At 64.5% G+C, this 12,388-nt stretch carries 10 protein-coding genes; 6 read left to right on the top strand and 4 right to left on the bottom strand.

Annotated elements, in window-relative coordinates; all coding sequences use genetic code 11:
- Positions 1-130 precede the first annotated feature (130 nt).
- Positions 131-1,297 carry an acyl-CoA dehydrogenase family protein gene (locus tag KTJ89_RS00475; protein ID WP_259356576.1) on the top strand — a complete coding sequence of 389 codons (1,167 nt, stop codon included), beginning with the start codon at positions 131-133 and terminating at the stop codon, positions 1,295-1,297.
- 12 nt (positions 1,298-1,309) lie between these two features.
- Here KTJ89_RS00475 and KTJ89_RS00470 read toward each other — a convergent pair whose 3' ends face one another.
- Positions 1,310-2,281 carry an NADPH:quinone oxidoreductase family protein gene (locus KTJ89_RS00470; protein WP_139469617.1) on the bottom strand — a complete coding sequence of 324 codons (972 nt, stop codon included), beginning with the start codon at positions 2,279-2,281 and terminating at the stop codon, positions 1,310-1,312.
- Between the two features lie 176 nt (positions 2,282-2,457).
- On the opposite strand from KTJ89_RS00470, the gene KTJ89_RS00465 reads away from it, so the two are divergent.
- From KTJ89_RS00465 to KTJ89_RS00450, 4 genes are all read left to right on the top strand, one after another.
- Complete coding sequence (locus KTJ89_RS00465; protein WP_259356575.1) at positions 2,458-3,480, top strand: phosphotransferase family protein; 1,023 nt, start codon at positions 2,458-2,460, stop codon at positions 3,478-3,480.
- Positions 3,477-4,271 carry an SDR family oxidoreductase gene (locus KTJ89_RS00460; RefSeq protein ID WP_259356574.1) on the top strand — a complete coding sequence of 265 codons (795 nt, stop codon included), beginning with the start codon at positions 3,477-3,479 and terminating at the stop codon, positions 4,269-4,271. The genes KTJ89_RS00465 and KTJ89_RS00460 overlap by 4 nt, the downstream gene beginning before the upstream one ends.
- 82 nt (positions 4,272-4,353) lie before the next feature.
- Positions 4,354-5,559, top strand: coding sequence for an acyl-CoA dehydrogenase family protein (locus KTJ89_RS00455; RefSeq protein ID WP_172168705.1), 1,206 nt, complete (start codon positions 4,354-4,356; stop codon positions 5,557-5,559).
- A gap of 85 nt (positions 5,560-5,644) precedes the next feature.
- Positions 5,645-7,363 (top strand): class I adenylate-forming enzyme family protein, encoded by a 1,719-nt coding sequence (locus KTJ89_RS00450; RefSeq protein WP_259356573.1) that lies wholly within the window; start codon positions 5,645-5,647, stop codon positions 7,361-7,363.
- Between the two features lie 54 nt (positions 7,364-7,417).
- Here the strand turns inward: KTJ89_RS00450 and KTJ89_RS00445 are convergent, their stop codons facing one another.
- Genes KTJ89_RS00445 through KTJ89_RS00435 form a run of 3 tightly spaced genes read right to left on the bottom strand, consistent with a single transcriptional unit; the run spans position 7,418 to position 11,439 of the window.
- On the bottom strand, positions 7,418-7,651 hold the full coding sequence (locus KTJ89_RS00445) for a hypothetical protein (RefSeq protein ID WP_139469622.1): 234 nt from the start codon (positions 7,649-7,651) through the stop codon (positions 7,418-7,420).
- A 54-nt stretch (positions 7,652-7,705) separates the two neighbouring features.
- The gene (locus tag KTJ89_RS00440; protein WP_259356572.1) at positions 7,706-10,309 is read right to left on the bottom strand and encodes an AAA family ATPase; all 2,604 of its coding nucleotides are present in this window, start codon (positions 10,307-10,309) and stop codon (positions 7,706-7,708) included.
- A complete protein-coding gene (locus KTJ89_RS00435) occupies positions 10,306-11,439 on the bottom strand; it encodes a metallophosphoesterase family protein (protein WP_139469624.1) in 1,134 nt (377 codons plus the stop codon). The genes KTJ89_RS00440 and KTJ89_RS00435 overlap by 4 nt, the downstream gene beginning before the upstream one ends.
- 122 nt (positions 11,440-11,561) lie before the next feature.
- On the opposite strand from KTJ89_RS00435, the gene KTJ89_RS00430 reads away from it, so the two are divergent.
- Positions 11,562-12,386 (top strand): ABC transporter ATP-binding protein, encoded by an 825-nt coding sequence (locus KTJ89_RS00430; RefSeq protein WP_139469625.1) that lies wholly within the window; start codon positions 11,562-11,564, stop codon positions 12,384-12,386.
- The last annotated feature ends 2 nt before the right edge of the window (positions 12,387-12,388 follow it).

Here is a 12,388-nt window from a genome sequence, read left to right as displayed (position 1 = left end):
TGACTGTTTTTCAGGCGGATGCCAGACTGAACGCACGCTCAGTGACCGGGCACACATCATCGCCTCGGCCCGAAGACCGGCCTGTCTGCCCGCCCAGCGACAACCACTGCTTGAGAAGAGGACGCAATCGATGAAGAGGAATCTGTACAACGAGGATCACGAGGCATTCCGAGGATCGGTCGCTGCGTTCCTCGACCGCGAAGTCGTCCCCCACTTCGAGGATTGGGAGGAGAACCACCTCGTCGATCGGGAGATGTGGCGCAAGGCAGCGCAGTCGGGCATCATCGGCCTGGCCATCCCCGAGGAGTTCGGCGGTGGCGGCGTCTCCGACTTCCGGTTCGAGATGGTGCGAGCCGAAGAGATCGCCCGCCGTGGCGTCGGTGCGGCCACGAGCGGCTGGGGCGTCTCAGACGGAATCGTCCCCGGCTATCTCATGGAGTTGGGCACTCGGGCGCAGAAACAGAAGTATCTGACTGGACTGACCTCGGGCGCGATGATCGGGGCGATCGCCATGACCGAACCGGATGCCGGTTCGGATCTGCAGGGCATCACCACGAAGGCTGTACGCGACGGCGACGATTGGATCATCAACGGTGCCAAGACCTTCATCACCAACGGCATCCACTGTGATTTCGTCATCGTCGTCGCCCGCACGAACCCGGAGGCGAAGGCGTCTCAAGGCACTTCGCTGTTCATCGTCGAGGCAGGCACACCTGGGTTCGACAAGGGCCGCAAACTGAAAAAGCTCGGCCTGGACGCCCAGGACACCGCCGAACTCTCGTTCACCGATGTCCGGGTGCCGGCCGATGCCCTCCTCGGCGAACTCGATCAGGGGTTCATCCACCTCATGGTCAACCTCCCCACCGAACGCCTCCTCATCGGATCGGGAACCCTGGCATCGGCGCGGGCAGCGCTGGCATGGACGGCCGAATACGTCTTCGACCGCCCCGCTTTCGGTCAGACCATCGGCGACTTCCAGAACACTCGTTTCGAACTCGCCGAGCTCGAAACCCGCGTAGACGCCCTGGAGGCGTTCGTCGACCGCTGTGCCCTGGCTCTCAACGAAGGCGAACTCACCGCGGTCGACGCCGCCAAGGCGAAGTACTTGGGCTCGGACCTCGAGATCGAGGTCGTCAATCGCTGCCTGCAGCTCTTCGGCGGCTACGGCTATATGCTCGAGTTCCCCATCGCTCGCGCCTACAAGGACAACCGCATCCAGGCAATCTTCGGCGGAGCGAACGAGGTGATGAAGGAACTCATCGGACGCGATATCGCCAAGCGCAACCGCAAGAGGTGATAACGCCCGCGGCTACTCTCCCGCGACTTCGAGAACGACCTTTCCCATCACGGAACGGCCGTCGAGCTCCTTGATCGCCGAGGCAGCCTCGGTCAGCGGGTAGTTCGCGTGGATGCGCGGGTTGAGGTCACCTGCGGCAACGTGCCCGAGGACGACGTCCCACTGCTCGTGGATGAAGTTCGGGTGACCCCAGGCCGCCGCGCCCCAAGCGACGCCGTCGACAGAGATGTTCTTCAGCAACAGGCGATTGACCTTGATCGAGGGGATTTCACCGGCAGTGAAGCCGAGAACGAGAAGCCGACCGAACGGAGCGAGCACTCGTGTCGAATCGGTGAATCGGTCGCCGCCGACGGGGTCGAAGACGAAATCGACGCCGCCCGGACAGATCTCCTTCGCCGCGTCCTTGAAGCCGTCGGCGAGGACGACATGCGTGGCGCCGATCTCGCGAACCGCTTCAGCCTTCGCCTGGGTCGAGACGACGGCGATGACTTCGAGGCCCATCGCCAGACCCAGCTGCACTGCGGCCGAACCGAGACCGCCTGCGGCTCCGTGGACGAGGAGGCTCTGGCCAGGCTGGGCATTCGCGCGCACCCGCAGTGCGAAGTCAGCGGTGAGCACGTTCATCGGCATGCCTGCGGCATCGGCCAAGGAAACCGAATCCGGAACCTTCACGGTGGCCTCGTCACCGGCGACGAGGTATTCGGCGAAGGTACCCTTTCCGGTGATCGCAGCAACGCGGTCCCCGACGGAGTAGCGGGAGTCCGGACCCACCTCGGCGACGACGCCGGAGGCCTCGGAACCCAGAGTGAAGGGCAGGTCGTGCTTGACCTGGTACATTCCGCGAGTCTGCAGGACTTCGGGGAACGTCACGCCGGCATATGCGACCTTGATGAGCACCTGGCCCGGCCCCGGCGACGGGCGCTCCACATCGAGATGCTCCACATCATCGGGGCCGGTCAGAGCGGTGACGCGAATGGCTTTCATTGTTTCCTCGCTATCGTTGTGACGCACACGGAACACTCGAGCTCCGGTGTCGGCGGTCTTCTCACCTCTATCACACCGAGCGGCTATGACCGTGATCACTTTCACGGCTTGACTCCCCCGCTCGGGATGAATACTGTGAACTCTACTGAACGACTGTTCACTCGGGAAGGTCAAGGATGACACAATCACCGGCAGGGTTCGATGCGGACAGCATCGGCAGATGGATCGAGCGGAGATTCGGGATCAGCGATTTCGACGTCGAAGTGATGTCAGTCGGTCGGTCGAATCTGACGTTCACCATCCTCGTCGACGGCAACCCACGCTGGGTCCTGCGCCGCCCTCCCCTGGGCCACGAGGGCGGCAGCGCTCACAATGTCGCCCGCGAGGGCCGGATCATGGCAGCGCTCAATGACAGTGACGTTCCGGTGCCGACCGTCCTCGACATCGTCGACGACCCCGAGGTCCTCGACGTGCCCTTCGTGTTCATGGACCACTGCCCGGGATTCCCGATCAACACTCCCACCGAGTGGGAGTCCATCCCACCTGAGAACCGCCGCGACTGTGCATTCGGCATGGTCGACGCGCTGGCGGCGATCCATTCCGTCGACGTCGATGCTGTCGGATTGTCCGATCTGCGTAGACCCGGCGGACTCATCGACCGGCAGCTGCGTCGTTGGATCGGGCAGGTCGAGAAGATCGCGATGCGCGAGACTCCGACAATCCACGAGGTCCACGATGTCCTCCGCGGGGCCATGCCCGACCCTGCGGGCTCGCCCGTGGGAATCGCACACGGGGACTTCAAACCGAACAATATGATCTTCGCCCCTTCGGGGTCGGTCAACGCCGTCGTCGACTGGGAGCTGACAGCCATCGGCGAGGTGCTCACCGACCTCGGCTATTTCGTCGCCATGCTCACGGTGCCCGAACAGTACACCAGCATCTGGGTGCCCCGAGCCGACGACGGTTTCCCCACCACAGACGAACTCATCGACCGCTATCAGGAAGTCAGCGGGCACGAAGTCCACGATGTCAGCTACTACTCGGCGTTCGCGATGTGGAAACTGGCCTGTATCCGTGAAGGCGTCTACGCACGACTGGCGACTGGCAAGATGGGCGACCTCGATCTCGACCCGGAAGAGGCCGGAGCCGGGGTCGAAGACCTCGCTCGCCAAGCCCTCGACCTGTTGGAGAGATCATGACCTCATCCCTGGCTGGCAAACGTGCAGTGGTCACCGGGGCCGCCGGTGGAATCGGCGCCGCCTTGGCCACCGAGCTCATCGAACGCGGTGCGTCAGTCGTTCTCGCGGACCTCTCCCCCACGGTCGTCGACACCGCCGCCGAACTCGGCACCTCGGCATTCGCGTGGACGGGGGACGTGTCATCGGTCGAAGGAATCGGTGCGCTCATCGATTCTGCCGACGACCGCATCGGCGGGATCGATCTGTACTTCGCCAATGCCGGAATCATCGGTCCGGCGATGCTCGGAGACTCCGACGCCGACTGGGACGCGATCATCGACGTCAACATGCGCGCCCATGTCCGCGCCGCGCAGGCACTCGTCCCCCGCTGGCAGGAGGCCGGTTCCGGGTATTTCGTCGCCACCGCCTCGGCGGCAGGACTGCTCACGCAGATCGGCTCGGCCGCGTATTCGGTGACCAAGCATGCGTCAGTCGGATTCGCGGAATGGTTGGCCATGACCTATCGCGACGACGGAATCCGCGCCTCGGTGGTCTGCCCGATGGGAGTGAACACGAATCTGCTCGACGACGCCGGATCCGCCGGCGGCGCCGCCCAGAAGGCCGTGACTTCAGCCGGAACCGTCCTGGAACCCGCCGAGGTGGCCGCCATCGTCCTCGACGCCGTCGAGAACGAGCAGTTCCTCATCCTGCCGCACCCCGAAGTCCTCGAGATGTACCGGATGAAAGGCAGCGACTACGACCGCTGGCTGCGCGGAATGTCCCGATACCAAGCCCGACTCAGCGAACAGTGACACCGAGCCCACCACCGAGTGAGACTCACCCGAGACCAGACCTCACAGCAGTGTGAGACCCACCGAGAAGCAAGGAGCCCACGTGTTGGAAATCAGCGAACGCGGACGCGAGTATCAGGAGCGTCTGAACGCCTTCATGGACGAATTCGTCTACCCGGCCGAGCCGGTCTACGCCGAGCAGATGGCCGCGGCGGCCAGCCCCCACACACAGCCGCAGATCCTCGAAGACCTCAAAGCCGAAGCGAAGAAGCAGGGCCTGTGGAACCTCTTCCACCCGCACCCGGAATGGGGACCCGGGCTGACGAACCTCGAATACGCTCCATTGGCCGAGATCACCGGGCGCAGCCTGGAGATCGCCCCCGAAGCGATCAACTGCAATGCACCGGACACCGGCAATATGGAGGTCTTCACGGTCTTCGGCACGGATGAGCACAAGGAGAAGTACCTGGGGCCCCTGCTCGAGGGTGAGATCGCTTCGGCCTTCGCCATGACCGAGCCGGCCGTGGCCAGCTCCGATGCGACGAACGTCGAGATGAGCATGGAGCGCACCGACGACGGATTCGTGCTCAACGGCCGCAAGTGGTTTGCGTCGAACGCGATGCACCCGAACTGCCGGGTGCTCATCGTCATGGGCAAGACCGATCCCACCGCCGAGGTGCACCGTCAGCAGTCGATGCTCGTCGTGCCGATCGATGCCGCCGGAGTCACCGTGGTGCGCAACCTGCCCGTATACGGCTACGCCGACCGGGAGGGCCATGCCGAGATCATCTTCGAGAACGTGCTCGTGCCGTTCAAGGACATTCTCAAGGGTGAGGGCGAAGGCTTCGCCATCAGTCAGGCGCGCCTGGGTCCGGGCCGGATCCACCACTGCATGCGTGCCATCGGGGCCGCCGAGCGGGCGCTCGAACTCATGGTCAAGCGCGCAGAATCTCGCGTGACTTTCGGTGAGAAGCTGTCGAACCGGGCGAACATCCAAGACTGGATCGCCGAGTCCCGGATCGAGATCGATCAGGCTCGGTTGCTGACCCTGCACGCCGCGGACATGATGGACAAGTACGGCAACAAGGTGGCGAAGAACGAGATCGCTGAGATCAAGGTCGTCGCACCGACGATGGCGCTGAAGGTCATCGATCGGGCGGTTCAGGTCCACGGCGGCGGCGGAGTCACCGAGGACTTCCCACTGGCCCGGATGTGGGCGCATATGCGCACCCTGCGTCTGGCCGATGGACCGGATGAAGTGCACAAGCGCTCCATCGCCCGCAATGAGATCAGGAAATACCGCGGCTGAGGTCGGCTCTTCCGCGATACAGTGAGACCCCACCGGGCCCGCAGCATTGTGCACGGGCCCGGCACCGCCTGCGAAAGGATGTTCAATGACGAACAATTGGTTTGAGGATCGCCCATGGATCACCACTTTGGGCGATCTCGCTCAGGAGCCCTATGTGCTGCCGGATTCCACGCCCTTGGCCGACCTGGCTGCAACAGTCGACGCCCGTGGCGACGAGGAAGGCATCAACTACTACGGATTCACCCTGACCTGGGCGGAGTTCGACCGGTGGTCGACAGCTTTCGCTGCCTTCCTCTCGGCCCACGGGATCAAGCCCGGCGACCGTGTCGGCATCTATGATCAGAACACCCCCGCGTTCGTAATCTCCACCTATGGGGTCTGGAAAGCCGGAGGCACCGTCGTCCCCCTCAACCCCATGTACCGCGGCGAGCTCGAGCACATCTTCGCCGACTCCGAGGTCAAGGGACTCATCGTCTCTCAGGCTGCCTATCTCGACCGCGTCAAGGACTATACCTCGGACCTGCCGCTGGTTGTGCTCAGTGATGACCGGAGCTTCCAGACGGATGGCCCTGATGCGATCTATGCGATGTTCGACAAGCTGCCGCGCTTCGAGGACCTGCCGCCGGCCGAAGGACGTTTTGCGTTCGCAGAGGCGGTGGAGGACAACCTCGATACCGACTTCACCCCGTACGCCCCTGCTCCGTCGGACCTCGGTCTCATCGCCTACACGTCCGGCACCTCGGGACGGTCGAAGGGAGCGGCAGCGACTCATGCGAATATCTCGAGCAACTCGCGCTACTGCCTGCGCAACCCGATCCTGGGTCCCGGCGACGGCTACGTCTCACTGGCTCCCTTGTTCCACATCACCGGATTCATCTGCCAGTTCCTTGCGGCCGTGGCCGGCGGTGCCCGGCTCATCCTGAACTATCGTTTCGAACCCGGTTCGCTCATCGCTCTATGTGATCGGCAGAGGCCTGCGTACATGGCCGGCCCGGCCACGATATATACGGCGATGATGGCGCACCCCGACTTCAGCGCCGAGAAGTTCGCATCCTTCAAATCCCTCATGTCCGGCGGTGCACCGCTGCCCGAAGGACTGGTCAACAAGTTCGAAGAGCGTGCCGAGATCTATGTCGGTCAGGGCTACGGCCTGTCGGAGACCTGCGCCCAGGTCGCCACCGTGCCGCATGGATTCCAAGCCCCGGTCGACCCGGACAGCGGGAACCTCGCCTGCGGTCTGCCGCAGCCGGATGTGATGATCCGCATCCTCGATGACGACGGTCAGCCCGTGGGCCCCGGGGAGGTCGGAGAGGTTGCGATCTCCGGACCGCAGGTGGTCTCCAGTTACCTCAACAACCCGCAGGCCACCGCGGAGCAGATCCCCAACGGCGAGCTGCACACCGGCGATGTCGGGTTCATGAATGAAGACGGGTGGCTGTTCATCGTCGACCGGAAGAAGGACATGATCAATGCCTCCGGCTTCAAGGTCTGGCCGCGGGAAGTCGAGGATGTGCTCTACATGCACCCGGCCATCCAGGAGGCAGCTGTCGTGGGCATCCCCGATGACTACCGCGGCGAGGATGTGTCGGCCTTCGTCACCCTGCAGCCCGGCGCCGAGGCGACCGCTGACGAGATCATGTCATTCTGCCGGCAGAAGCTCGCTTCCTATAAGGCTCCGCACCAGGTGACGTTCATCGATCAGCTGCCGAAGACGAGTTCGGGCAAGATCCTGCGGCGGACCATCCGCGCCGATGCCGTCGAAGCCGCCCAGGCAGCCAAAGCGGCAGCGGGGTCTGCCGACTGAGGCTGAGGTCGGGGGTGTCTTGCGCGATTCCGGCTTCCGCGGCGTCGGCGTCGTTCAGGGGACGCGGGATGCCGGATACTTGTCTGCTTCGCTGATGATCTCCGGAGTCTGCTCGTCGTCCTCGACGATGCCTGCCATCTCCCATCGGCCATGGACCGGGCAACGCTGAAAGCGATACGCGCCGAAGCGGATGGATTTGAATGACATCAGCGGAATCCAGCGAGTGCGGTAGTACCCGCCGCCGGAGCAGCGGACGATGACTTCATCGGCATATGTCTTCTCGCTCATGACCCCCAGGTTAACGCAAGGCCCCTTAACGACGTCGAGACTGGACGCCGAGATTCAGCCCAGGCTGACGGTTTCGGCGCCGCCGATGGAGGCGAAGCGGTTGGGCTGACAGGTGAGCAGAATGACCTGGGCCGTGCGGCCGACATTGCCGAGGATGACGTTGAGGGCGGCCAGGCGCTGCTCATCGGAGAAGCCGAAGGCATCGTCGAGGATGACCGGTGCTCCGGCTTCCGCATCGACGAGGGTGGCGACGGCGAGTCTGCCGATGAGCGCCAGCTGTTCCTTCGTCCCACCCGAGAGCGCGTCGAAGGCCACGGTGCGTCCGTCGAGCGTGCGAGAGACGATTTCGAGGTTCTCGGAGATCTCCACCGACAGTCCCTGGCCGAAGATCACCCGACCCAGCTTCTCGATCGCCTCCTTGAATGGGGCGACGTACCTCCGCTGAGCCGCTTCCTTGTGTGCGAGCACGGTGTCGCGCAGCAGTCGGATCGCATTTGCCTGCCGCTGCATGCGAGCCTGCTTCGACCGAATGGATTCCACGTTCTGCTCTGCAGCTTTGAGCTTGTCGTAGATGCCCTCGGCCGCACGGTCATCGATGAGAGCCGCGAGCTGATCGACCTCCTGCCGGTCCTTCTCCTGCTGCTTCTGTTTGCTGTCGACGAGCTGGAGAGCGTTCTGCAGTCGCATCTCAAGAGTCTCGGGGTCGGCGGCCTCGTATGCGGAGCGTGCGGCAGCGGCTTCGTCCTCAGCCTGTGTCAGTGTCGCCGTGGCAGCGGTCAGTGCTTCGTCGAGGGACTCATCGGAGTTCGCTTCCCTGTCCATGCTCAGGCGGGTGCTGAGGTTCTGCAGCGTCGTCGCCGCCTGTTCGCGCGTCGACTGTGCACGCACGGCTGCCACACGTGCCTCATCCCGGTCGGTGCGAATGCGTTCGAGCGTGGTTCTGGCCGTCTCGACCTGCGCGGTCGCATCGTCGACGGCTGCTGACGTCGATTCGACCAGTGCTTCGAGGTCGTCGATCGATGCGGCGGTTCCGCTCGTATCAGCGGGGTCCCCCGCCACGTGTTCGGCTCGGGTGAGCGCGGCATCGAGTCCGTCGCGGTCGTCGTCGCCGATGAGCACCCGCAGAGTCGATGAGGCTTCGGCCAGCACGGACTCGGCATCGGTGCGCACCTCGCTGCGTTCGCGTGCCTGTTCTAGGGAGGTCACGCCGAGCCGGTCGAGTTCCGCGTCGAGAAAGGTCTGCGCGGAGTCGAGGGCCCGGTCGAGTTCGGCTGGTGACTGTCCCGGTCGCACAGTGATGTCGACGACGGAGTCGACGAGGATCTGCAGGTCCGAGGTGACGGCGAATTCCTCGGCGGACCCCTTGGGCACATCGGTTCCGTCGATGCTCACGGCGGTATCGCCGAGGCGGCGGGCGACGATCTGTGCGGCGGCCGCGGTCTTCGCGTTCTGCGCAATGCGCAGCTCGGTGAACAGTCCTCCGAGTTTCTCCACGTCTTTCGCGGTCACGGTGATCGACCCGATCGTCGCTTTCGCCTCGGCTGCTCTGCGTTCCTGGTCGCGGATGTCGGCCAGCCTCTTCCGCAGAGTCTCGACCTCTCTGCGTGCGCGGGCCCGAGCGAGATCGGCGGCTGCGGTCTTCGCTTCAACCTGAGCGGTGAGGAGTGCGGCCTGTTTGGCCTCGAGGCCCTTCTGCGCCTCGGCGAGAGACGAGTCCTCTTCCTGCTGTGCGGTCGTGACCGTCTTGAGTGCATCGTCGGCAGTCTTCACCGACTCTTCGGCCGCGGTGACCTCGGTGATGAGTGCCTGACGTCGGTCTCGCGCCTCCTCGGCACGCTGACGTTCTCTCTGTGCGACGCCCGCGCGTTCGAGAGCTCGATCGAGTTCGGTCTTGAGCCCGGACACGGACTGCACAGCCTGTTCAGCCTCTTCGCGTTCGGTCACGGCCGATGCCAGCTGAGTACGCCCATTCGTCAGCCGCTCGGCTGCTCGAGCATGCCGGTCGACGAGCCCGTCCATATCGGCGCTGCGAGCCTTCAGTTCACGATGCTGCTCTTCGGCGCCGGGGAGTTCTTCGGTGAGCCTTCGCAGCTCACCCGTCTCCTTGCCCTTTGCCGTGAAGAACCTCAGGTATTCGGTTTCGACTCTGTCGAGGAAGGCATCGTGGTCAGCCGGTTCCTCCCCGGCCTCGCCCAGAGCACCGTGCAGTGCCTTGATCTCGGCCAGGGAAGCCTGGTCGAGGCTCCGGCCCTGAGCGACGTCGAGAGCGTCGAGCAGGTCGACATCGACGGTTTCGTCGAGGATCGCCAAGAACCGCTCATGCGCTTCGCTGCCGCTGAGCTGTTGGGGGACGGGGTTGAGAATGCTCAGCTCGGTGAAGGGCTGTTTGATCCAGCGTTTGCTGTATCGGAGTTCGTAGTCCCCGGTGCTCAGGTGCAGTTCGACTTGCGGACCGACGTCGGAACCGACCGGTTGGGTGTCTTTGACGCTGGCCTTGCGGGAGCTGTCCTTGTCCTCGCGCAGCTGCGTGATGGCCTGATGGATCGAGGACTTCCCGACCTCGTTCGGGCCTTCGACGATCGTCACCCCGGAGCTGAAGTCGACGGTGGCGTCGCTGATCGCGCGGTAGTCGATGAGGCGGATGGAATGGAGTCTCATGAGCCGCTCCTGGCGAATCGGTAGAGCAGACCGAGTGCGTCTTGGGCCGTGACTGCTGAGTCGTCGTCTGCGGTGGCACGTGCGGAGAGTTCGTCAAGAGTCTCCTGCAGGTATCCGCTCAGTCCGAGATCGGCGAAGTCGTCGTCCGCAGCGACGACGGCCAGGTCCATGTGACGCTCCCAGAGTGAGACGAGCGCGAACAGGTCGGAGAAGTGGTCGAGCTGTTCGTCGAGTCGGGCCTTCGCCGCCGTCGGCAGAGTGCCGCGCAGGATCAGCCACACCGCCGTGCGGTCCTTGTCGGGAACGGCATTCATCCGCTCTTCGAAATCGGCGACATCCTCGGCGGAGTTGAGGTCGGCTTCGATGACGGTAAAGGCCCATGTGCCGACGTGGACCTTCTCGACCTCGGCCCGGTGGGTGTCGGCATCGATGTCGACGAGGAGCACGTTGCCCGGATCGGTCTCCCGCCGAGAGGTCACTTCCGGTGCTCCCGGATACCAGATGCGGTCGGCGACCTCGAAGGTCGCGTGCCGGTCGCCGAGCGCGACGAACTGGGCCCGGTCGTCGCGCAGCAGTGCCTGCAGATGGTCGGTGTCGATGGTGGCCAGCGATTCCCGATCCGGGTCGAGGACGCTCACGGCTCCGTGGCCGGCGATGATCCGGATATCACCGGCAGCCACCTCGGCGAGGTCTTTCGTCGCTGTGGCGACGAGATCCCCTTGAGGATGTTTGGAAGACCAGGGGGCGCCGATGATCTCGACCCCGGAAACGACGGTGAACGGGTCGCTGCCGCGCAGGACATGCACATGCGAGGGCACCCGTGAGGAGAAGGCCGGGGAGTCATAGATCGATGCGGCGTCCAAGGGGTCATGGTTGCCGGGAAGCAGCACGACCGGCACGGTGAAAGCGTTGAGGACTTCGAAAGTCCGGGCGATGATCGCGCGGTCGAGCTGGTTGGTTTCGAACACGTCCCCGCAGACGAGGACGAACTCCGCGCCCGTCTCGGCGGCGAGCGCTCCGATGCGGGCAACGGCGTCGAGGCGGGCGCGGTGGAACCTGGGCCGGGCCTCGTCGCTGAGGTAGTGCGCGGTCATGCCGAGCTGCCAGTCCCCCGTGGCGATGAATCTCATCTGCTCCTCCTCAATCGGTCCCATCCTACGGTCGCAGGCCCACACTATCGGCAGGCACTGACGCGGGTGTTCTGCACCACACAGATACCCTCAACCGCTGACTTAGGTTAGGCTAAACATTTGTGAATGCGATTGCACTGACTGCCACCGGCCTCAATCTGGGCTACGACCGCACCGAGGTCGTCCATGACGTGAGCCTGACGATCGTCCCCGGACGGGTCACCGCCCTGCTCGGACCCAATGGGTCGGGCAAGTCCACCGTCCTGCGCTCACTGGCCCGGCTGCACCCGATCACCTCGGGCGACGTCGTCATCACCGAGGCCGACGCAGACACTCCATCAAGCACTCTGACGGCCAGAGAGTTCGCCCGGTTCGTCACCCTGCTGTCCCAGTCGCGCCCGCACCCGTCGGGCCTCAGTGTCCGTGAGATCGTCACCTTCGGCCGCCACCCGCACCGTAAGCGCTTCGCCGGGCTCACCGACGTCGATCGCGCTGCCATCGATCGCGGCCTCTCCCTCACCGGCACCATGGCGATGGCCGACCGTCCGGTCGACCAGCTCTCCGGCGGCGAGCTCCAACGCGTCTGGTTGGCGACCTGTCTGGCCCAGGACACCGGAGTCCTCCTGCTCGACGAACCGACGAACCATCTCGACCTGCGCTACCAGTCGGAGATCCTCGACCTCATGCGCGAACTCGCCGACGACCACTCCATCGCCGTCGGCGTCGTCCTCCATGACCTCGAACATGCCGCCACCGTCGCCGATCACGTGGTCCTGCTCGAACAGGGCCGCATCCGCTCGGTCGGCACCTGCGAAGACGTCTTCACCGCCGAGACGCTGAGCGAGGTCTACGGGCTGCCCATCTCGACCCGGATCGATGCCGACACCGGCCTGGTCCGGGTCGAAGCCCTCCACCGACGGACTCGTCGCCCGGCCGCAGCTCTCTGAGC

The organism is Brevibacterium sediminis (assembly GCF_024895295.1).
Taxonomy (GTDB): domain Bacteria; phylum Actinomycetota; class Actinomycetes; order Actinomycetales; family Brevibacteriaceae; genus Brevibacterium; species Brevibacterium sediminis.
Note: the sequence above shows the minus strand (reverse complement) of the source record. Positions and strands in the feature narration are given on the sequence as shown.